Annotated in this window: 19 protein-coding genes; 12 read left to right on the top strand and 7 right to left on the bottom strand. The window is 70.9% G+C overall.

Going from position 1 to position 21,005, the window contains the following annotated elements; all coding sequences use genetic code 11:
- On the top strand, nt 1–1,021 hold a 1,021-nt coding region (sucB, locus tag ACFWP7_RS25200; RefSeq protein WP_384385006.1), incomplete at its 5' end, for a 2-oxoglutarate dehydrogenase, E2 component, dihydrolipoamide succinyltransferase.
- Nucleotides 1,022–1,097: 76 nt separating this feature from the next.
- Here the strand turns inward: sucB and ACFWP7_RS25195 are convergent.
- Complete coding sequence (locus tag ACFWP7_RS25195) at nt 1,098–1,763, bottom strand: hypothetical protein (protein ID WP_384385003.1); 666 nt, start codon at nt 1,761–1,763, stop codon at nt 1,098–1,100.
- 280 nt (nt 1,764–2,043) lie between these two features.
- On the opposite strand from ACFWP7_RS25195, the gene ACFWP7_RS25190 reads away from it, so the two are divergent.
- The 4 genes from ACFWP7_RS25190 to ACFWP7_RS25175 all read left to right on the top strand — a co-directional run bounded on the left by ACFWP7_RS25190 (nt 2,044) and on the right by ACFWP7_RS25175 (nt 7,437).
- Nucleotides 2,044–2,667: a GntR family transcriptional regulator gene (locus ACFWP7_RS25190; RefSeq protein ID WP_384385000.1), complete on the top strand. Its 624-nt coding sequence runs from the start codon at nt 2,044–2,046 to the stop codon at nt 2,665–2,667.
- A 312-nt stretch (nt 2,668–2,979) separates the two neighbouring features.
- Nucleotides 2,980–5,694, top strand: coding sequence for a pyruvate dehydrogenase (acetyl-transferring), homodimeric type (gene aceE, locus ACFWP7_RS25185; protein WP_384384997.1), 2,715 nt, complete (start codon nt 2,980–2,982; stop codon nt 5,692–5,694).
- 78 nt (nt 5,695–5,772) lie between these two features.
- A complete protein-coding gene (locus ACFWP7_RS25180) occupies nt 5,773–6,756 on the top strand; it encodes a helix-turn-helix transcriptional regulator (protein WP_384384994.1) in 984 nt (327 codons plus the stop codon).
- 162 nt (nt 6,757–6,918) lie between these two features.
- Nucleotides 6,919–7,437, top strand: coding sequence for a DUF4240 domain-containing protein (locus tag ACFWP7_RS25175; RefSeq protein WP_384385024.1), 519 nt, complete (start codon nt 6,919–6,921; stop codon nt 7,435–7,437).
- Between the two features lie 3 nt (nt 7,438–7,440).
- Here ACFWP7_RS25175 and ACFWP7_RS25170 read toward each other — a convergent pair whose 3' ends face one another.
- Complete coding sequence (locus ACFWP7_RS25170; protein WP_384384991.1) at nt 7,441–7,683, bottom strand: hypothetical protein; 243 nt, start codon at nt 7,681–7,683, stop codon at nt 7,441–7,443.
- Between the two features lie 298 nt (nt 7,684–7,981).
- On the bottom strand, nt 7,982–8,899 hold the full coding sequence (locus ACFWP7_RS25165; RefSeq protein ID WP_384384989.1) for a TIGR01777 family oxidoreductase: 918 nt from the start codon (nt 8,897–8,899) through the stop codon (nt 7,982–7,984).
- A 70-nt stretch (nt 8,900–8,969) separates the two neighbouring features.
- Between ACFWP7_RS25165 and ACFWP7_RS25160 the strand changes: the two genes are divergently transcribed.
- Nucleotides 8,970–9,458: a GNAT family N-acetyltransferase gene (locus tag ACFWP7_RS25160; RefSeq protein WP_384384986.1), complete on the top strand. Its 489-nt coding sequence runs from the start codon at nt 8,970–8,972 to the stop codon at nt 9,456–9,458.
- Between the two features lie 46 nt (nt 9,459–9,504).
- Here ACFWP7_RS25160 and ACFWP7_RS25155 read toward each other — a convergent pair whose 3' ends face one another.
- Nucleotides 9,505–10,689, bottom strand: coding sequence for a MarP family serine protease (locus ACFWP7_RS25155; protein WP_384384983.1), 1,185 nt, complete (start codon nt 10,687–10,689; stop codon nt 9,505–9,507).
- A gap of 337 nt (nt 10,690–11,026) precedes the next feature.
- Between ACFWP7_RS25155 and ACFWP7_RS25150 the strand changes: the two genes are divergently transcribed.
- Both ACFWP7_RS25150 and ACFWP7_RS25145 read left to right on the top strand, forming a co-directional pair.
- A complete protein-coding gene (locus tag ACFWP7_RS25150) occupies nt 11,027–11,716 on the top strand; it encodes a peptidoglycan recognition protein (RefSeq protein ID WP_384385022.1) in 690 nt (229 codons plus the stop codon).
- Nucleotides 11,717–11,995: 279 nt separating this feature from the next.
- Nucleotides 11,996–13,366, top strand: coding sequence for an NAD(P)/FAD-dependent oxidoreductase (locus tag ACFWP7_RS25145; RefSeq protein WP_384384980.1), 1,371 nt, complete (start codon nt 11,996–11,998; stop codon nt 13,364–13,366).
- 3 nt (nt 13,367–13,369) lie between these two features.
- Here ACFWP7_RS25145 and ACFWP7_RS25140 read toward each other — a convergent pair whose 3' ends face one another.
- A complete protein-coding gene (locus tag ACFWP7_RS25140; RefSeq protein WP_384384978.1) occupies nt 13,370–14,821 on the bottom strand; it encodes a regulator in 1,452 nt (483 codons plus the stop codon).
- 308 nt (nt 14,822–15,129) lie between these two features.
- On the opposite strand from ACFWP7_RS25140, the gene lipB reads away from it, so the two are divergent.
- From lipB to ACFWP7_RS25120, 4 genes are all read left to right on the top strand, one after another.
- Nucleotides 15,130–15,936, top strand: coding sequence for a lipoyl(octanoyl) transferase LipB (gene lipB, locus ACFWP7_RS25135; RefSeq protein ID WP_384384976.1), 807 nt, complete (start codon nt 15,130–15,132; stop codon nt 15,934–15,936).
- Nucleotides 15,937–16,043: 107 nt separating this feature from the next.
- Nucleotides 16,044–17,009, top strand: coding sequence for a lipoyl synthase (lipA, locus tag ACFWP7_RS25130; protein ID WP_384384973.1), 966 nt, complete (start codon nt 16,044–16,046; stop codon nt 17,007–17,009).
- Nucleotides 17,010–17,401: 392 nt separating this feature from the next.
- Nucleotides 17,402–17,599 (top strand): hypothetical protein, encoded by a 198-nt coding sequence (locus ACFWP7_RS25125; protein WP_384384971.1) that lies wholly within the window; start codon nt 17,402–17,404, stop codon nt 17,597–17,599.
- Nucleotides 17,600–17,687: 88 nt separating this feature from the next.
- The gene (locus ACFWP7_RS25120; RefSeq protein WP_384384968.1) at nt 17,688–18,386 is read left to right on the top strand and encodes a DUF4191 domain-containing protein; all 699 of its coding nucleotides are present in this window, start codon (nt 17,688–17,690) and stop codon (nt 18,384–18,386) included.
- A 96-nt stretch (nt 18,387–18,482) separates the two neighbouring features.
- On the opposite strand, the gene ACFWP7_RS25115 is transcribed toward ACFWP7_RS25120, so the two are convergent.
- Nucleotides 18,483–18,983 carry a flavin reductase family protein gene (locus ACFWP7_RS25115; RefSeq protein WP_384385019.1) on the bottom strand — a complete coding sequence of 167 codons (501 nt, stop codon included), beginning with the start codon at nt 18,981–18,983 and terminating at the stop codon, nt 18,483–18,485.
- 345 nt (nt 18,984–19,328) lie between these two features.
- Nucleotides 19,329–20,633 (bottom strand): acyl-CoA dehydrogenase family protein, encoded by a 1,305-nt coding sequence (locus ACFWP7_RS25110; RefSeq protein ID WP_384384966.1) that lies wholly within the window; start codon nt 20,631–20,633, stop codon nt 19,329–19,331.
- Nucleotides 20,634–21,005 lie beyond the last annotated feature (372 nt).

Genomic DNA, 21,005 nt, shown 5'->3' with positions numbered 1-21,005 from the left:
ACCGGCTCCCGCGAAGGCCACGCCCGCGCCCGCCCCTGTCACCCCGGCCCCGGCACCCGCCGCGACCTCCGGTGACGACGGCGCGTACGTGACCCCGCTGGTGCGCAAGCTCGCCGCCGAGAACGGCGTCGACCTGGCCACCGTCAAGGGCACCGGCGTCGGCGGCCGTATCCGCAAGCAGGACGTCATCGCCGCCGCCGAGGCCGCGAAGAAGGCCGCCGCCGCTCCGGCTCCGGCTGCTGCCGCCCCGGCTGCTGCCACCGCTTCCGCCAAGAAGACGCCGACCCTGGAGGTCTCCCCCCTCCGCGGGCAGACCGTCAAGATGCCCCGCATCCGCAAGGTCATCGGCGACAACATGGTGAAGGCCCTGCACGAGCAGGCCCAGCTGTCCTCGGTCGTCGAGGTCGACGTCACCCGCCTGATGAGGCTCCGCGGGAAGGCGAAGGACTCCTTCGCGGCCCGCGAGGGCGTCAAGCTCTCCCCGATGCCGTTCTACGTCAAGGCGGCGGCCCAGGCACTGAAGGCCCACCCGGCCGTCAACGCCCGGATCAACGTCGAAGAGGGCACGATCACCTACTTCGACACCGAGAACGTCGGTATCGCGGTGGACTCCGAGAAGGGCCTGATGACCCCGGTCATCAAGCACGCGGGCGACCTGAACATCGCCGGTATCGCCAAGGCCACCGCCGAGCTCGCGGGCAAGGTCCGGGCGAACAAGATCACCCCGGACGAGCTGTCCGGCGCGACCTTCACCGTCTCCAACACCGGCTCGCGCGGCGCGCTCTTCGACACGATCATCGTGCCGCCGAACCAGGTCGCGATCCTGGGCATCGGTGCCACGGTCAAGCGTCCGGCCGTCATCGAGACGGAAGAGGGCACCGTCATCGGCGTCCGCGACATGACGTACCTGACGCTCTCCTACGACCACCGTCTGGTGGACGGCGCCGACGCGGCCCGTTACCTGACCGCGGTCAAGGCGATCCTGGAAGCGGGCGAGTTCGAGGTCGAGCTCGGCCTGTAACCCCACCGCTGGTGCGATGCCCCCGTCCGGAACTCCGGGCGGGGGCATCGCGTCGCCAGGGCCTGTCCGGCAATCCCTAGCGCGGCTTGAGTGTCTTGTCCGACCAGCCCCACAGCGTCTCCACCCACACATTCGGGATGGACAGCTTCGCCGCCCGCGTCAGCCGCTGCGTCCGGTACGCGTGGAGGACGTCGTAGGTGGCATCGAGGCAGTCCCACGAGCTGAGCTTGCCGGTCCTGGGGTCCTGGCCGACGAGGAAGCCGCGCTCCTCCACCTTGCGGATCATTGCCCGGGCGGCCGGCACATCGCTGCTCCCGGAACCGGTGCAGCGGTAGCGGCTGTACGGGTGCTCCGACCTGCCGGGGTAGTACGCGTCCCGGGACATGTCGCTGAGCATGCGGGCGTACGTGCCCTCCGCGTGCCAGGCGCCGATGTCGCCGCCGGGCGGCGTGTAGAGCTTGCCGGACGGGTTCTCCACCGCGCCGTAGACCCAGCGGTTCGTGCCGGTGATCCGGAAGCCCCAGCCGACGTGCCCGAGCTTCTGCGCGCCGTCGGGCTTGACGAAGACGCACGCGCCGCCGGAACTCGTGCGCTGCTGCTGCCCCGCCATCGCGACGACGGACCCCGTACCGCCGCTCGGCTCCGCCACGGCCCCCGTGGCCGTCCGCCCGCATCCCGACATGCTCACCACCAGCCCTGCCGCCACTGCCGTCATCGCCCAGCGAAGCCCGCGCTCGTTCATCGTCATCCCCCTGCCGTGCCCAGGGGTGCCCTTGGCAGCGACCCCCGTGCCGACCCCCACGCCGTGCGGGCCCCGCGGGTTCACGGGGTGACAAGGACGTGACGCCTCCGCACCCCACCCGGTACGGGTCTTTACAAAGGCGCCCGCTCTGCGAGCGTGTAAGTCTCGTCTCACCTGCGTGAAAGCGCCCCCGTGCGCCTCTCCTCGGCAGCGGCGCGGCCTTATTGTCTAAACGTCAAACGCCCACAGGGGCCGGCACGCCCCCTGCAAAGGAGCCCTCATGACCGCGCCCGTCATCCACTCGCTGCGCGAACAGATCCGCGAGCACATCGTGGAGGGGATCGTCAGCGGGCGCTGGAAGCCGGGCGAGCGGATCGTGGAGCGGCGGATCGCGACCGAGCTGGAGGTCAGCCAGACGCCGGTCCGGGAGGCACTGCGCGAGCTGGAGTCGCTGCGGCTGATCGAGTCGGCGCCCAACAAGGGCGTACGAGTGAGGAATCTGACCGCCGCCGACCTGGAGGAGAGCTATCCGGTACGGGCCGGTCTTGAGGCCATCGCGGCGGAGCTGGCGGCCGAGCGGCTCGCCCAGGACTGCTCGGCCCTGGAACCGCACGTCACCGCGCTCTACGAGGCCGACCGGCTGGCCGACGGCACCGGCCAGGTCCGGCACACCGTCGCCTTCCACCGGGAGCTGGTCCGGGCCGCCGGGAACTCGGTCCTCCTGCACACCTGGGAGGGCCTGGGCATCGAGGTGTTCACGGCCCTGTCCATCCGCTGGCTGGGGACCGTACAGCAGTCGTACGCGGAGGAGCACGAGGCCCTCGTGGACGCCTTCCGCCGCCGGGACCCGCTGATCGCCGACCTCGTGAAGGCGCATGTGCTGGGCTGCGCGCCGCGCGCCTGAAGCACCTGCGCACCTGCGCACCTGCGCACCTGCGCACCTGAAGCAGGTGCTCACAGCGGAGCGCACCCGCGCTCACCTGGGAAAACCCTGCACATCCAAGGCACCCCGTGCCTGCCTCAAAGGCACCCCGTGCCGACTTTTCTCGCTGGAGAGAGGTTTTGCCTGGAACCCTTTGATCGATCATCGATCAGGGAGTTACAGTCACCCCGGGCTCCCACCAGAGCCCGCCGCCCTGTCCTGCCAAAGACATCAAGGGCATCCGAAACCCCTTACCGACGAGGGAACCCCCCTCCGCATCCGGAAGGCGGCGCAATGACCGACCCCACCGCAATCCAGCCGAGCGAGCTCGACCAGCTCCCGGACCGCGACCCCGAGGAGACCGCCGAATGGCAGGCCTCCCTGGACGCCGTCACCAAGGCGGCCGGGCCGCACCGTGCCGCGTATCTGATGCGCCGCACACTGGAGCGCGCCGAGGGCAACGGTCTCGCGCTGCCCAAGCTGCTTGAGACCGACTACGTCAACACCATCCCCACCGCCGTCGAGCCCGTCGTGGACGGCGACGAGGCGATGGAGGACCGGATCACCGCGTGGAACCGCTGGAACGCGGCCGCGATGGTGACACGAGGCAGCAAATACGGCGTAGGTGGCCACATCGCCACCTTCGCCTCCGCGGCCTGGCTCTACGAGACGGGCTTCAACCACTTCTTCAAGGGCAAGGAATCCCAGGAGTCTCCCGGTTCCGGCGACCAGCTCTACATCCAGGGCCACGCCTCCCCCGGCATCTACGCCCGCGCCTTCCTCGACGGCCGGCTGACCGAGCACCATCTCGACCACTTCCGCCGGGAGTCCGGTGGTGAGGGCCTGCCCTCGTACCCGCACCCGCGCCGCCTTCCGTGGCTGTGGGAGTTCCCGACGGTGTCGATGGGCCTCGGTCCGCTCTCCGCGATCTACCAGGCGCGCTTCAACCGCTACCTCACCAACCGCAACATCAAGGACGTGTCCGCGTCCCACGTGTGGGCGTTCCTCGGTGACGGCGAGATGGACGAGCCCGAGTCGACGGCCGCACTCGCACTGGCCTCGCGCGAGGGTCTGGACAACCTGACCTTCGTCATCAACTGCAACCTGCAGCGCCTCGACGGCCCGGTGCGCGCCAACTTCAAGATCGTGCAGGAGCTGGAGGCCCAGTTCCGCGGTGCCGGCTGGAACGTCATCAAGACGCTGTGGGGCACCGCCTGGGACGAGCTGATCCAGCTCGACACCACCGGCGCGCTCGTACGCCGGCTGCGCGAGGTACCGGACGCCCAGGTGCAGACGTACCAGACCCGCGACGCCGCCTACATCCGCCAGGACTTCTTCGGCAAGGACCCGGCGCTCGTCGAGATGGCGAAGCTGCTGTCCGACGACAAGATCCTGGAGTGTTTCCACCTCTCGCGCGGTGGTCACGAGGCCCGCAAGGTGTACGCGGCCTACAAGGCGGCCGTCGAGCACAAGGGCGCGCCGACCGTGATTCTCGCCCAGACGGTCAAGGGCCACACGCTCGGCGAGGGCTTCGCGTCCAAGAACGCCAACCACCAGATGAAGAAGCTGACGACGGACGAGTTCAAGCAGATGCGTGACCTGCTCGAACTTCCCATCAAGGACAGTGACTTCATCGACGGGGTCGTTCCTTACGGCCACCCGGGCGCCGACTCCCCCGAGGTCCGTTACCTCCAGGAGCGCCGCGCGGCCCTCGGCGGCCCCGCCCCGACCCGCCGTACGCTCGCGCTCGCACCGCTGCCCGCCCCCGCGGACAAGACGTTCACGTCCTTCGACAAGGGCTCCGGCTCGCAGAACGTGGCCACGACGATGGCGTTCGTCCGGCTGGTCAAGGACCTGGTCCGCGACAAGGAGACGGGCAAGCGCTGGGTGCCGATCGTCCCCGACGAGGCCCGCACCTTCGGCATGGAGTCGCTCTTCCCGTCCCTCGGGATCTACTCGCCCAAGGGCCAGACGTACGAGCCGGTCGACCGCGACCAGCTGATGTACTACAAGGAGGCCAAGGACGGCCAGATCCTCAACGAGGGGATCACCGAGGCCGGTTCCATGGCGGACTTCATCGCCGCGTCGACGTCGTACTCGACGCACGGCGAAGCGATGATCCCCTTCTACATCTTCTACTCGATGTTCGGCTGGCAGCGCACGGCCGACCAGATGTGGCAGCTCGGCGACCAGCTCGGCCGCGGCTTCCTGGTCGGCGCGACGGCCGGCCGTACGACGCTGACGGGCGAGGGCCTGCAGCACGCCGACGGCCACTCCCCCGTCATCGCGGCGACCAACCCGGCGGCGATGTCGTACGACCCGGCGTTCGCGTACGAGGTCGCGGCGATCGTCAAGGACGGTCTGCGCCGGATGTACGGCGAGGCGGCGCCCGGCGAGGACCCGAACGTCTTCTACTACCTGACGGTCTACAACGAGCCGATCCCGCAGCCCGCCAAACCGGCCGGACTCGGTATCGACGAGGGCATCGTCAAGGGCCTGTACCGCTTCAACACGGCCGAGTCGGCGGGGCTCGACGTCGCCGCCGCCAACGCTGTGCGTATCCAGCTCATCGGCTCCGGTACGGCGATCCACTGGACCCTCGCGGCGCAGAAGCTGCTCGCCGAGGAGTGGGGCGTGGCCGCCGAGGTGTGGTCCGCGACCTCCTGGACCGAGCTGCGGCGTGACGCCCTGGACGCCGACGCGGCGCTGCTGCGCGGCGAGGAGCGGGTGCCGTTCGTCCGCCAGGCGCTGAACGGCGCCGAGGGCCCGGTCCTCGCGGTCTCCGACTACATGCGCCAGGTCCCGGACCAGATCGCGCAGTGGGTCGAGCAGGACTACTCCTCGCTCGGTGCCGACGGCTTCGGTCTGTCCGACACTCGTGACGCCGCCCGCCGCCACTTCGGCGTCGACGCGGAGTCGATCGTCGTCGCGGCGCTGGCGCAGCTCGCGCGGCGCGGCGAGGTCAAGGCGACCGCGGTGAAGGAAGCGCGGGAGCGGTACGGACTGTAGGTTCCGGCGTTCTGAAGCGAAGGGGTACGGCGACTGCCGTGCCCCTTCGCTGTCAGTGCGGCCCGGCATCATGGACGTATGCGCGCTGCCCGCCTGATCAAGATGGTGCTGCTGCTCCAGTCGCGGCCGTCGATGACCGGCGCCGAGCTGGCGCGGGAGCTGGAGGTGTCCGAGCGGACGGTCACGCGGGACGCGCAGGCGCTGATCGAGGCGGGGGTCCCGGTGTACGCGGACCGGGGCAGGACCGGCGGATACCGGCTGGTCGGGGGCTACCGGACCCGGCTGACGGGGCTGGCGCGCGGCGAGGCGGAGGCGCTGTTCCTGAGCGGGGTGCCGGGGGCGCTGCGCGAGATGGGCCTGGAGGACGCGGCCTCGGCGGCCCGGCTGAAGGTGTCCGCGGCGCTGCTTCCCTCGCTGCGGGATGCCTCACGGACGGCCGCGCAGCGGTTCCATCTGGACGCGCCCGCCTGGTTCAGCGAGCCCAGGGCGCCCGAGCTGCTGCCCGCGGTCGCGGAAGCGGTGTGGGACGACCGGCGGATCACCGCGCGCTACCGGCGCGGGGCGGCAGAGGTGGAGCGGGCGCTTGAGCCGTACGGGCTCGTGTTGAAGGCGGGCGTCTGGTATCTGTGTGCGCGGGTGCCGGAGGCGGGGACCTTCCGGGTGTACCGGATCGACCGGTTCATGGCGGTGGACGGCTGCGGGGACCGCTTCGGCCGGGACGAGGAGTTCGACCTGCCGGGATTCTGGGAGGGGCGGGCCGAGGAGTTCGCCCGGTCCATCCTGCGGGCGGAGGTGGTCGTACGGGTGTCGCCGACGGGTGTGCGGAGACTTCCGTACGTCGTCGATCCCGCGTCCGTGCGGGAGGCACTGTCCGTCGGCAGCACGCCCGATGACACCGGCTGGGTGACTCTCACTCTCGCCGTCGAGTCCGAGGAGGTCGCCCACACCCAGTTCCTGGGGCTCGGGCCGGAGGTGGAGATACTCTCCCCGGCTCCCCTGCGTGCCCGCTTCGCGGGGGACACCGCCCGGCTTGCGGCGCTGTACGACCGGCCACACCCCTGAATATCGGTCGTGCCCCGAATGGACATCGGTCGTGCCCTCGAAAATCGAGCGTGCCCCGGAATCCGTACGAACCCGGTGGTTTTACCTTCGGCATGTGCACGCATAACAATCTGCGGCACTCCGCGTGCGTCCCTTCCTTCCAGGGCCGATGCTTGACCCGTGATGGACGAGACGGAGTTCTGGGAGCTGGTGGACGCGACCCGTGCGGGCGCCGAGGGCGACCCCGACGAGCAGGCCGACCTGCTCGTCGAACGGCTCATCCAGTTGGACCCGGACTCGGTCCTCGACTTCGCCCGACACTTCGAGTACCGCTACAACCGCGCCTACCGCTGGGAACTGTGGGGCGCCGCCTGGGTGCTGCTCGACGGCGCCAGCGACGACGCCTTCGACTTCTTCCGGTGCTGGCTGATCGGCCAGGGCCGGGACGTCTTCGAGGGCGCGGTGCACGACCCGGACTCCCTCGCCGACCTCGTGGACGACTTCGACGACGAGATCGACGGCGACGGCGAGGAACTGGGCTACGCGGCGGACGAGGCATACGAACAGCTCACCGGCGTCGTCGCGCCGGACCTCGGTATTCCGCCCGCGCCGCCCGAGCCGGAGGGCACACCGGTCGACTTCGAGAACGAGTCGGCCCTCTCGGAGCGCTATCCCAAGCTGTGGGAGCGGTTCAAGGGCTGAGCCTCAGGTCGCCAGAGTCTTTCGGCGGCCCGGGTCGGACGGGATGTACGCCTGCGTCTGCTCGACCTTCACCGCGTGGTACATCGGTGCAGCGTTGGCCTGGTCGAGAGCGGACGCCGTGATCGCGGCCGGCCCCAGAACAACCGTCACCACCGCGCAGAGCACCGTCCACGGGCCGCGCACGGCGCGGGCCCAGTCGACCCCCTTCCCCGGCGTCTCCCGTTCCCTACGACTGCCACTGCTCATGATCCCCACCTCCAGTCAGTGCCTACGGCAACGGTAGGAGGACCGGCTCTGGGAAGTCTGTGAACCACCTGCGTTACGACTGTGGCTCTGAACTCCGCCTCCGACCGCGGCTGTTCGCTGTCAGCCCGTCCGGCGTGTGAGGACGGGGCGCTGCCATCCCCATCCCCCACCCACGGAGGCCACGCTTTCAGCCCGTCCGGCGCCTGAGGACGAGGCCGTTCAGGCGACAGCGGGGGCCTGGGGGCGGCAGCCCCCAGAAACAAGGGACGGGCAGGGGCGGAGGGGGCGAACAAACTCCTCAGCGCAGCGCCTCCCCCAGCGCCCCGTCGATCGTCGGAAACGCGAAGCTGAAGCCCGATTCGAGCAGGCGGGTGGGGAGCACGCGCTGGCTCCCGAGGATCTCGTTGGACATCTCGCCCAGGGCGAGGCGGAGGACAGGCCCCGGGACCGCGAAAAAGGTGGGCCGGTGCAGCACGCGCCCCATCGCCTCGGTGATCTGACGGTTGGTGAGAGGTTCCGGCGCCGTCAGGTTGAACGGACCCGACAGCGACTCGGTGTCGATCAGGTGCCGGATCGCGGCCACCTCGTCGTGCAGCGAGACAAAGCTCCAGTACTGCCCACCGGCCCCCAACCGCCCACCGAGCCCCGCCTTGAAGAGCGGCAGAAGCTTCCCCCAGGCGCCGCCCTTACTGGCCACCACCAGCCCCGTACGGGCGAAGACCGTACGAACGCCCGCATCCTGCGCGGCAGCCGCCGCCCCCTCCCACTCCACGCAGACGGAGGAGAGGAACCCGTCCCCGGACGGCGCCGACTCGTCCACCGCCCGATCACCGGTGTCCCCGTAGAACCCGATCGCACTGCCGTTGACGAAGACCCGCGGCGGCGAGTCGAGCGAGGCGACGGCGTCGGCCAGCGTCGTCGTGCCGAGCACCCGGCTGCGCCGGATCTTCTCCTTGTACGCCGCCGTCCAGTACCGCGAAGCGACCCCGGCCCCCGCCAGATTGACCACCGCCGCGCACCCTTCCAGCCGCGCGGTGTCGATCCGGTGGTTCTCGGGATCCCACTGGACCTCGTCCTTCCCGCCGGGCGGGCGGCGGACAAGGCGGATCACCTGGTGTCCGTCCGAGGTGAGGGAGCGGGTCAGCGCCGAACCGATCAGACCGGACGCACCGGCGATCGCGACACGGGAACCAGGGGCAACGGGCGATTCGCTCATGCAGCCATCCTGCCTCGCCGGCCGGAAAATCACCGTAAGGGGCCCGTACGGCCGCCGTACAGTGATCCTCATGCCGGTTCCGCACATACGTTTCGCCAGATACGACGACGAGGACACGCTCGGCCGACTCGACCGCGCCGCCTGGTCCGTGCTGCACGCCGTGACGCCGCGCCCGCGTCCGCCGTACGAACCCTTCTACAGCGAGCGGTTCGGCCCGCGGGATCATCTCGTCGCCGAGCTCGACGGCGCCGTCGTCGGCTACATCAAGCTGGGGTTCCCCACTCCCCTCCCGTGCAACTCCCATGTCCGCCAGATCCAGGGACTCGTGGTCGCGGACGAGGCGCGCGGTACCGGGGTCGGGCGGGCGCTGCTTGCCGCGGTGCGGGAGGAGGCCCGGCGGCAGGGGGCCCGTCGCCTCACACTGCGCGTCCTCGGGCACAACGCGCCGGCGCGGAAGCTCTACGAGTCCGAGGGGTTCGTGGTGGAGGGGATCCTTCCGGAGGAGTTCCTGCTGGACGGAGGGTACGTCGACGACGTACTCATGGGTCGCTCTCTCTGACCCACGGCCGGGCGGGCGCAGTGGCCTCGGATGCCCTCAGGGGGCGTCAGGAGGAGATCAGGTCTCCCGTGTCCACCGGCGCCGTGGCGTTCGCCGCCTGTCGAGCGTCGGTGGCGACCTCGTCCGCCGTCAGGACGTAACCCGTCTCCGCGTCGGACGTGGAGCGGGCGAAGACGACGCCGTACACCTTGCCGTCGGTGGTGAGGAGGGGGCCGCCTGAGTTGCCGGGGCGGACGGTGGAACGGATCGAGTAGATCTCGCGGGTGACGGTGTCCGTGTTGTAGATGTTCTGGCCGGTCGCGTCGATCCGGCTCGCGACCGTGGCCGCCTGGAGGTCGAGGCCGCCGTCCTGCGGGTAGCCGGCCACGACCGCCGAGTCGCCGCGCTCGGCGGTGTCGTCGAAGGGCAGTACGGGCGCCTTGAGGCCCGGGACGTACAGGACCGCGACGTCCTTCTGCGGGTCGAAGAGCACCACCGTCGCCTCGTAGACGCGGCTCACACCGCCCACCCGTACGGTCGGCTCGTCGATGCCCGCCACCACATGGGCGTTGGTCATCACGTGCTCGGACGTGTATACGAAGCCGCTGCCCTCACGGCCCTGGTTGCCGGAGACGCCCTCGATCTTCACCGTGCTCCGCTTGGCTGCGTTCGTCGCGGTCGCCGTGACGCTGTCCCCGGAGGGCTTCGCGACGCCCGCCGCCGGCTCGTTCTCGAAGGGGTTGAAGACCTGCGGGAAGCCCGCCTCGGTGAGCGCCGAGGTCGCGCGCGAGAACCAGGTCGGGGTGGTCTCCGGCATCGCGTTCTGTACGGCGCCCAGCAGCGCGGAGTTGCGGATCGACTGCGTGACGACGGCGGACGAGGAGGCGCCCAGGACGCTTGCCGCCACCCACGCCACCAGCAGCACGGCCACCGTGTTCGCCGCGGCCCCGCCGATTCCGTCGGCCACCCGCAGCGGCCCGCTGTCCAGTTCGCGGCGCAGCTTCAGCGCCAGCCGCCCCATCAGCTCGTGGCCCACCACGGCGGGTACGAGGACCGTCAGTACGGCCGTCACCGTCGCACCGGGAGTCCCCGGTGTCACCAGGTCCATCATCCAGGGCAGCACCCATACGCCGATGACGGCGCCGCCCACGAAACCGGCCAGCGAGACACAGCCGGCGAGCAGGCCACGACGGTAGCCGGACGCCGCGTAGGCCAGGATCACCAGCAACAGCAGGAGGTCGAGCACGTCCACGGCGCCGCCTTTCTCTCGGGCCCCCTCATACGCGGGACGCGGGCCCAGTGATCAAGCACGCGCGCGTGCCTGGACCCCTAAAAACGTCCCGGCCCGGGCCAATGGTTCCACTTGGGATCCATCGGGTGGCACAACACACATCGCGGGGTGCGTGGATCCGGGTCAGGGTGAGTGCATGCGTGTCTTCCGGAAGACGCGGGGGGCACGAATACGGGGCGGGGGGCGGGCGTGGCGTGCGGTGCGCCGCCTGCTTCCCGCACGGGGGGTACGGCTGCCGCGGACGACTGTTGTCCTGCTCGTCTGCGTGCCCGGGCTGATCGCCGTCCTGTTGCTGGTGATGTGCGCCGTCTGGGTGAGCCGTACGGGAGACCGTGCCGCGCGGTCGCCGGTGGCCGCCCGGCCCGCCGTGTCTCATCCCGCGGCCAGGCCGCCCATCGTGCCGCGGTCACGGTGGCTGGACGCCGAGAGCACGCACGAGCAGCCGCCGGCCCGCTATGACGACCGGGTCGTCGCCGTCTTCGTCCACCACACCGACTCGCCGAACGGGTACGCCTGCGCGGACGCGCCCCGCATCATCCGCTATCTGTACGCCGGCCAGACCGGCGCCCGGCAGTGGGACGACATCGGCTACAACTTCCTCGTCGATCGCTGCGGGACGATCTACGAGGGCCGTGCGGGGGGTGTCGACCGGCCTGTCACCGGGGCGCATGCGCAGGGCTTCAACCATCGCACCACCGGGGTCGCGGCCATCGGTACGTTCACGGCGGGGACGCCGGTGCCGCGGGCGATGACGGATGCGATCGCCGCACTTGCCGCGTGGAAGCTGGGGCTGTCCGATGTCGATCCGCGGGCCACGGTGCGGCTCGTGTCCAGCAATGACCTCGCGCGGTACGCGGCCGGGACTTCGGCCGTGCTGCCCACGCTTGCCGGGCACAACGACGGTTTCATGACCAGTTGCCCGGGGGCCGCGCTGACTGCCCGGCTTCCGGGGATACGGGAGCGGGCGGCTCGCCTTCAGGGGCGGTGACCCGGGGGCTGTGGGGCGGTTTTTCGCCCCCTCCGCCCCGGCCCGTCCTCTGTTCCCGGGGCTCCGCCCCCAGACCCCCGTATCGCGCTGAAAGCGCTCGTCCACAAACGCCGGACGGGCTGAGGATGCCACCCCCTTGCCACCGTGCACGGCCCCCGTACGACTTCCCTTCGTCGGTCGCGGCCCTAGCCTCGATCCGAACTCGGGTATTCCATAAGCCCGTTGGGGGCATGACGTCCTCACCCGGCAAGGCCGCCGCGCAACCTCGAGGAGGAGCACGTGCCAGAGCCCGCTCGCCCGGCGCAAGACGTGGACGTCGTCATCGTGGGGGCCGGGGTCGCCGGCCTCGCAGCCGCCCAGCATCTGACCAGGGCAGGCCTGAGGGCCATCGTCCTGGAGGCCGCCCAGAACGTGGGGGGCCGCATGTCCACGGAGAAAGTCGACGGCTTCCGGCTCGACCGTGCGGGCCGGCTCCTCTCCACGGCGTACCCGGAACTACACCGCACCCCGGGCCTGAACACCCTGACCCTGCGCCCGTTCTCCCCGGGCGTCCTGCTCCACAGCGACGGCCGCCACCATCGCGCGAGCCCTCCCGTCACGCCTCGGAGCGCGAGGGGCGCACTCACCGCCGCACGCGCCCTCGCGAGCGCCCCCCGCCTCCCCCGACCGCGCCCCCAGGGCTGCGCCCACCGGCCCGGGCCACTCGGCGGCCCCCTCGACCAGACCCGCCTCGCCACCGCGCTCACCCGCCTCGCCGCCACCCCGCCGGCCCGCCTCCTCGGCCGCCCCGATCTCCCCGCCCTACAGGCGCTGGCCGCCCGGGGCCTCCCGTCCCGCACGGTCGACGGCTTCCTGCGTCCGCTGCTCGCCGCGCTGCTCTGCGACCCGGACCTGCGGGCCTCCAGCCGCTGCGCCGACCTGGCGCTGCACTCCTTCGCGACCGGCCGCCTGTGTCTGCCGGAGGGCGGCGCGGACACGCTCCCGGAACTCCTCGCGGCCTCCCTCCCGCCGGACACGGTCCACACGGGGGTTCAGGTGGGCACGGTCTCCACCACCAGCGTGACGACCCGGGACCACGGTGAACTCACCTGCCGGGCCGTCCTGTTGGCGACCGGAGCGCGCGCCGCCGCCGAGCTGCTGCCCGGGCTGCACGTGCCTGACTTCCACCCGGTGACGGTGGTGCACCACACCACGGACGAGCCCCCGCTCACGGACCCGGCCCTGCTGCTGGACGCGGACCGGAGCGGCCCGGTGGCGCACACGGCGGTCATCAGCGAGGTGGACGCGACCCGCGCCCCGGCCGGACGGGCCCTCATCTCCTCGACCGTCCTCGGCACCCCACCGGCCGCCGCCCACCTGGACGCGGCGGTCCGCGCCCAACTGGCCCGCCTCTACGGGACATCGACCGCGCGCTGGGAGCTCCTCGCGGTCCACCACGACCCCGAGGCGGTCCCCGCGATGCCCCCGCCGCACGACCTGCACCGCCCGGTACGGCTCCTCGCGGGGCTGTACGTCTGCGGGGACCACCGCGACACCAGCACGGTGCAGGGCGCCCTCCACTCGGCCCGTCGGGCGGCCCACGCCGTGCTCATGGACCTGGGCGCCCGGCCGGCCTTACAGGAGGAGCCCGTGGAGGCGGAGGCGGCCTGAGCCTCAGCCCAGCGCCGCCACCCGGTCCCGGTACCCGCGTACGGGAGCCGCGTCCCGGTACGGTTCGAGCCGCCGCTCGAAGTCCCGTACGTACTCGATGGCCCGGACCGACCGCATCTCCAGTGCCTGCCCGGCGGCCTCGGCCCCCAACTGGCAGGCCTGGTCGAGCTCTCCGAGCCCGAGCCGTGCCGAGGCGAGCACCACCCGGCAGAACAGCCTGCTGCGCGCGAAGCCGGGCGCCCGCAACTGGAGCGAACGCTCGGCGTGCTGCGCGGCCGCCCGGTACTGCTGCAGATCCCGGTGGCAGTGCCCGAACTCGTCGGCGAGCTGGGACTCGTCGAAGAACCGTGCCCAGTAGGGGACTTCATCGCCGGCGCGAGCCGTCTCAAGGGCCCGCTCGGCGCGTACCAGGGCTGCCGTGCAGGGCCGCACCTCCCCCAGCACGCCGTGCCCGCGCGCCTCGACGGAGTGCAGCATCGCCTGCACCACGGGCGGCGCCGCCGACCCGACGCCCTGCTGGGCCACCCGCGCCAGCTGTACGGCCTCCCGTCCGTGCCCCAGATAGACCGCCTGCCTGCTCATGGTCACCAGCACGTACGAGCCGTACGCCCGGTCACCGGCCGCCTGCGAGAGGCGCAGCGCCTGGACGAAGTAGCGCTGGGCGAGTCCGTGCGCGGCGATGTCGTACGAGGTCCAGCCGGCGAGCCGGGTGAGGTCGGCGGTGGCGGCGAACAGGCGGCGCCCGGTCTGCTCGCCGTAGGTGCCGCGCAGCATCGGCTCGGCCTCGTGTTCCAGGTAGCGGACCAGGGCCTGGCGTGCGTGGCCGCCGCCGTAGGCGTGGTCGAGGGTGCGGAAGAGTTCGCCCACGGAGCGCAGTGCGGCGATGTCGCCGCCGGTGACCTTCTGGCCCGGGCCGCGCTCGGTCTGGCCACGCTGCCGGGGCACGGCCGGGCGGCCCTGCGCGGGCACGCGTCCGGGGCCGAGGCCGGGGCCGGGATCGCCGCGGCTCACCCGGTCGTCGGCCTTCCCGATGAGCCAGTCCCGGCTGGGGACGACGAGTCCCGCCGGGGTGAAGGCGATCTTGCGCAGCTCCGCGTGGCTGCCGGAGTCCTTGCGCCACAGGCCGCTGACGATGTCGACGGCCTCTTCGGGGGACCCGGCGAACTCCAGCCCCGCGTAGACGGGGGCGCAGGCGTCGAGCCCCAGATCCGGTGCGCCGAGCCGGCGGCCGAGGCGGCGGGTGAACACCTCGGCGATGAGCGCGGGCGTGGTCCCTCTCGGCTGCTGTCCGCGCAGCCATCGGGTGACCGATGTCTTGTCGTATCTCAGGTCCAGGCCGTGTTCCAGGCCGAGCTGGTCCACGCGACGGGCGAGACCGGCGTTGGAGAACCCCGCTTCTGCGATGAGCGCGGCGAGCTGTCGGTTGGGGGTGCGCTGCGCGGGTCGTTCCGTCATCTGCGGTGCGGTCTCCTGCCTTTCGGGCCCCTGAGCGGCCTTGAGGTCGCCGGGGTGGCCCGGATTGCCTGTGAGCAGCCCTTTTGGCCTCTTGAACGGCGCGAATGTAGCGGAGCGTAAGCACCTCGTCGCACAATTCGACCTGCATTCATCCGATCGTGTGAGGATTGACCGCTGGGCTGACGGGCATCGGCCGGACGTACAGTGGCGTGGGCGCGTTACGTGCCTGACACAGGTACCTCGCGTGCTCCGCGTGCGTACCTCGCGTACTTCGTGTGCCTGACGAAGCCTTGAGGGAGGCGCTTGCCGTGAGTGAGTTGCGGTTCGTCCGTATGGGATTCGGTGCGGAGGCGGTCGAGTACCAGGAGGCCTGGGACGAGCAGCGCCGCGTGCATGCCGCCCGTTTCCTGGACGAGGTCCCCGACACCTGCCTGCTCCTGGAGCACCCGCCCGTCTACACGGCCGGCCGGCGCACGGCGGACAACGAGCGGCCGCTCGACGGCACCCCGGTCATCGACGTGGACCGCGGCGGCAAGATCACCTGGCACGGTCCTGGCCAGCTGGTGGGCTACCCCATCCAGAAACTCCCCCGCCCGGTGGACGTCGTAGCACATGTACGACGTCTGGAAGAGGCTCTTATCCGTACGTGTGCGGAATTCGGCCTGGAGACCAGCCGCATCGAGGGCCGCAGTGGCGTCTGGGTGCTCGGCGACGCCAAGGACCTTGCCGAACAACGCCCGGCGCTCGGCGGGCTCTCCCTCGACTTCGACCCGCGGCTGACGGACGAGGAGTTCGACCCCCGGCTCGACGGTCCGGAGTACGCCCCCTCCAACGCCGGCCAGCGCCGCGAGGACCGCAAGATCGCGGCGATCGGCATCCGCGTCGCCAAGGGCGTCACGATGCACGGCTTCGCCTTGAACGTGAACCCGGACAACGTCTGGTTCGACCGGATCATCCCGTGCGGGATCCGCGACGCGGGTGTGGCCTCGCTCGCGGCCGAGCTGGGCCGCGACGTCACCATCGGCGAGGTTCTCCCGGTGGCCGAGCGGCATCTGAAGGACGTACTGGAGAACGCTGAGCTGCTGCCCCGGGAGATCGAGCGGGCGTCGGCATAGACCGGCGGGAATGGGTCCCTGTTCCGCAGGGTTGCCCGTCTCGTAGAGCGAAAACGAACGGGCGTACCCTGGTGGACGCCGAAGAATCGAAGCTACAGGGAGCCGATGTGTCCGCAGTCGCACCCGACGGACGCAAGATGCTGCGCCTGGAGGTCCGGAACGCCCAGACCCCCATCGAGCGCAAGCCCGAGTGGATCAAGACCCGGGCGAAAATGGGTCCCGAGTACACGAAGATGCAGGCCCTGGTGAAGAGCGAGGGTCTGCACACGGTCTGCCAGGAGGCGGGCTGCCCCAACATCTACGAGTGCTGGGAAGACCGCGAGGCCACCTTCCTCATCGGCGGGGACCAGTGCACCCGCCGCTGCGACTTCTGCCAGATCGACACCGGCAAGCCCGAGGCGCTGGACCGCGACGAGCCCCGCCGCGTGGGCGAGTCGGTCGTCACGATGGACCTGAACTACGCCACGATCACCGGCGTCGCCCGCGACGACCTGGAGGACGGCGGGGCCTGGCTGTACGCCGAGACGGTCCGCCAGATCCACGCCCAGACGTCGGGCCGCGAGACCGGCCGTACCAAGGTCGAACTGCTCGCCCCCGACTTCAACGCCGAGCCCGCCCAGCTCGCCGAGGTCTTCTCCTCGCGCCCCGAGGTCTTCGCGCACAACGTCGAGACCGTCCCGCGGATCTTCAAGCGCATCCGCCCCGGCTTCCGCTACGAGCGCTCGCTGAAGGTCATCAGCGAGGCCCGCGACTACGGTCTGGTCACCAAGTCGAACCTGATCCTCGGGATGGGCGAGACCCGCGAAGAGGTCAGCGAGGCGCTTCGGCAGCTGCACGAGGCGGGCTGCGAGCTGGTCACGATCACGCAGTATCTGCGTCCCTCCGTGCGCCACCACCCCGTCGAGCGCTGGGTCAAGCCGCACGAGTTCGTGGAGCTGAAGGAGGAGGCCGAGCAGATCGGCTTCTCCGGTGTCATGTCGGGTCCGCTGGTCCGCTCCTCCTACCGGGCCGGCCGGCTGTACCAGATGGCCGTCGAGAAGCGAGGGGCGTACGTCGCCTCGCAGGCGGTCTGAGCCGACGTAGCGACGTACCCGACGTACCCGACGTACGAGGAAAGACGACGGCGGCCTCCGGACCCTCGTGCGGCCTCGGGCCCCCGTACGGCCTAGGCGGCCGGACACGTCGTAGATGACGATCCGACGAGAGTGGTGGCACTGAGTGCCACCGCTCTCATGTGAATCGGCACACAAGCAACTCCCGCTCCGCAATGGCGCGTTCGCTGCGGTCGAGGCCTTCCCCGCAGATGGGGACGCTGTCAGGGACGCGTCAGCGATCGTGGCCGGTGCATCAAGGTTTCATTGGTGTTTGACCGCTCGGTCACGCCCTGGTAACACCAATCAGTGACCCTGGTTGCAGACCCCGTACCGCACCCGCCAGAGCCGCCATCCCGAGGGGGAACTCCATCATGCAGGCCGCGCCCGTTCGCGCCACCGCCATTCCGTCGTTCACCGATGCACTCCGTGCCGTCGAGTCGATCCTCATGAGCGGCGGCCAGCGCACCGCCCGCCGCAATGCCTGGACCTCCGTCCTGGAGGACCGCCGCCGCGCCAAGGACAGGGTCGAGGCACAGCGCGTCCTGGAAGCCGTCGCGACGCGTTCGTAGCCTCCGCGCCACGCTCCCCCGGCACCTCGCCGACCGTCCCCCGGTACTGCCGTCGTCGGCGCTTCCCGGGCCACGTAGACTTCCGGGCATGGCGAGGAAGGAAACCGCAGCGGACACCGCTGCCGAACCCGGGCGACTCAAGCAGATCGCTCTGACTTACAAGATGACCCGCAAGGCCGACTCCAAGATCGGTCTTGTACTCGCGGCTGTCGGAATCGTCACCCTCGGTGTCTTCCTCGCGATCGGCTTCTTGATCGGCCACCCGATCTATCTCGGCATCTTCGGCCTCCTGCTCGCCTTCCTCGCGTCGGCGATCGTCTTCGGACGCAGGGCCGAGCGGGCCGCCTTCGGGCAGATGGAGGGTCAGCCGGGCGCAGCCGCGGCCGTGCTGGACAACATCGGCCGAGGCTGGACCACGACTCCGGCGGTGGCGATGAACCGCAGCCAGGACGTGGTGCACCGCGCGGTCGGCAAGGCCGGCATCGTGCTGGTCGCCGAGGGCAACCCGAACCGGGTGAAGAGCCTGCTGGCCGCCGAGAAGAAGAAGATGGCGCGGATCGTCTCGGACGTCCCGGTGCACGACATTCTCGTGGGCACCGGCGAGGGTCAGGTGGAGCTCAAGAAGCTCCGTACGACGATGCTGAAGCTGCCGCGAGTGCTGGCGGGCCCGCAGGTCACCGCGACCAACGACCGGCTGCGTGCGATGGGCGACATCATGTCGAACCTTCCGCTGCCGAAGGGTCCGATGCCGAAGGGGATGCGGATGCCGCGAGGCAAGATGCGCTGAACCCCTCCTACTTGTTGCGATGCTCCCCGTCACTTTCGTGGCGGGGAGCATCTCTGTTGCGCGGGGAGCATCTCTGTCGCGGGGAGCATCTCTGTTTCAGGCCAAGGTCCTGAACGCCCGGTCGTAGTACACCATCGGGGATCCCTCGCCCAGGCGGACGCCTCTCACCAGGCCTATCAGGACCGTGTGGTCCCCGGCGGGGTGACGGGCGTGCGCCGCGCAGTCCAGTTCGGACAGCGCCTGATCGACCGTCGGCAGCCCGTCGGGGCTGAGGCACAGGCCGCCCGACGCGAACTTGTCGGTGCCCTTGGTGGCGAAGCGCATGGCGAGCGGGCGGTGGACCGGGGCCAGCACGCTCACCGCGAAACGGTCGCAGCACTCGAACGACGCCGCCGAGTCCGCCGAGTTCGCCAGACAGACCAGGATCATCGGCGGCTCCAGCGACACCGAGCAGAAGGAACTGGCCGTGAATCCCCGGGGGGTGCCGTCCGCGCACCGGGTGGTCACCACGACCACTCCCGAGGGGAAGCGCGCCATCGCGGCGCGGAACTGCTCGGGGGCCACCTCGGCGTCCACCACGTTCTGGCGATCCGTCATCGCGGCCGCGCCGCCATTGATCTGCTGAACCATCGTCAACTCCCGGAGGACTGACAGGTGAGCGATCTGCCTTGGCCGCATTCAGGGCGATCGTGATACATGGCGATCGTGGATGTCGGCTGCGGCAATGCGGTGGCCACCGACCGTGTTCGGGATCTCACGCGCATCCAGGACGACTATGCCGTCGCCGTCCCGGACCAGCAACCGGACGAGCGGCCCTTCGCGGCACCCGCCACCTGCGGCGACGCGACGCGGCTCCGCCCGCCCCCGCCCCCGCGCCCGGGGCGCGAGGCGCTCGAGAGGTACCGCCGAACGGGTGCCGAACGGGTCCTGCGGGGACCGTGGTCAGCGCACCGGTTCCGTCCGCTCGTGGCCGGACAGCGCCCAGGCTCCGTAGGCCGCACCGGTGGTCTCGAAGGACAGCGCCACGTGGGAGGCAGCGCTGTTCACGTCCCTCCAGAAGCGTTGCACCGGGTCGGACGAGGACTGTCCCGAGGTCCCGCTCGCGCGGAAGACCCGGTCGACGGCCGAGACGAGCAGTTCCACGGCCAGCGCGAGGTCCCTGGCGCCCCGGACCGCGGCCTCGCCCTCCGGCGGACACTCCGTGCCGTCGGCCACCGCAGCCGTCCGCAGGATGAGGAGTTCGGCGGCGTCCACCTCTGCGGCCGAGCGGGCCAGGGAGACCTGCACCGACGGCATCTCGCTGACGGCCCGTCCCCGCCGGTCGACGCGCTGCCCGGTCCGCGCGATCCAGGCGCGGAGCGCGCCCCGGGCGGCTCCGATCAGCGGAGCGGCGAACGGCAGGCTGTTCACGGCGTACATGGGGACGATGTGGCAGCGGGCCTCCGACGCGGTCGCGCGGCCGGCGTGGACGGCCGACCGCGGCAGCGTCAGGTGCTCGGGGACGAAGACGTCGGAGAGGAGCAGCGTATGACTGCCCGTGCCGCGCATCCCCACGGTGAACCAGCTGTCCTCGATGGAGAAGTCGGCCCGCGGCACCGCGAAGAACCGCACTTCGGGGCGGTCGGCGAGGTTCTTGGCGGTCTCGGCGTCCTTGGCGTTCGCGGAGTCCATGGCGGTGCCGGAGTGCTTGGTGGTGTCGGCGTGCTTGGCGGTCCCCGCAATCTCGGCGTGCTTGGCGGTCCCCGCAGTCCCGGCGTCCTTGGCCGGTACCGCCGCGCAGGCGAGTGCCCAGTCGGCGAAGTGGACCCCGCTGATGTACTTCCACTCGCCGCTCAGCCGCCAGCCGCCGGCGACGGGCTCCGCCTTGCCGGAGGGCATGAGCGCACCGGCAAGGACGACGTCCGGCCCCTGCGCCCAGATCTCCGCCTGCCCCGCCTCGGGCAGGAACGCCGCGTACCGCCCGGCGTAGGCGGCCAGTGAGGCCGCCCAGGCCGCTGACGTGCACCCTTCGCCGACCAGTGCCACCGCCGAGGTCAGCTCGCTGAAACCACCGGTCTCGCCGCCGTGGGCCGCCGGTACGAAGTGGCGCGCGAAGCCGGCGTCCAGCACCGCGCGGACCACCTGCGGTGAGAGCTGACGGGCGGTTTCCGCCTCGTCGCTGTACCGGGCCGCGATTTCGGCGACCTGCGGCGCTCGGGCCACGATCGTCGAGCTGCTGTCGAGCGTCGAGCTGCTGTCGTACGACATGCTGTCCACCACCTTCACCGGGAGTGGACGCAGTGTCTCCGCCGTGGCTCACCAGCGACCGGACCCCGAGCCGGGCCGGGCGATCCGTCACCCGACCGGCGTCAGAAGTCGAGCTTCGGGTCGCAGTAGGCCGACCGCGAGCTTCGGGTCGCAGTAAGCCGACTGCCGCGCGCGGGCGATCGCCAGGACCTGTCGGGCCGGACAGGTCCCAGGGGGTGTCGTCTGGATCACCTCGGATCAGGCCGCGACGCATGGTGCGGTGCATCGCAAGGCGGAGCATGACCCGCGTACTGGGCGTACTCGGGTGATGCGACAACGCGGCGAGGTGCCGTGCCAGGCGTCGCGGACCCGAGGTGATCCACACGACACCCC

The organism is Streptomyces sp. NPDC058470, assembly GCF_042721055.1.
Lineage (GTDB): Bacteria > Actinomycetota > Actinomycetes > Streptomycetales > Streptomycetaceae > Streptomyces.
This window is presented reverse-complemented; position numbering and strand designations above follow the sequence as displayed.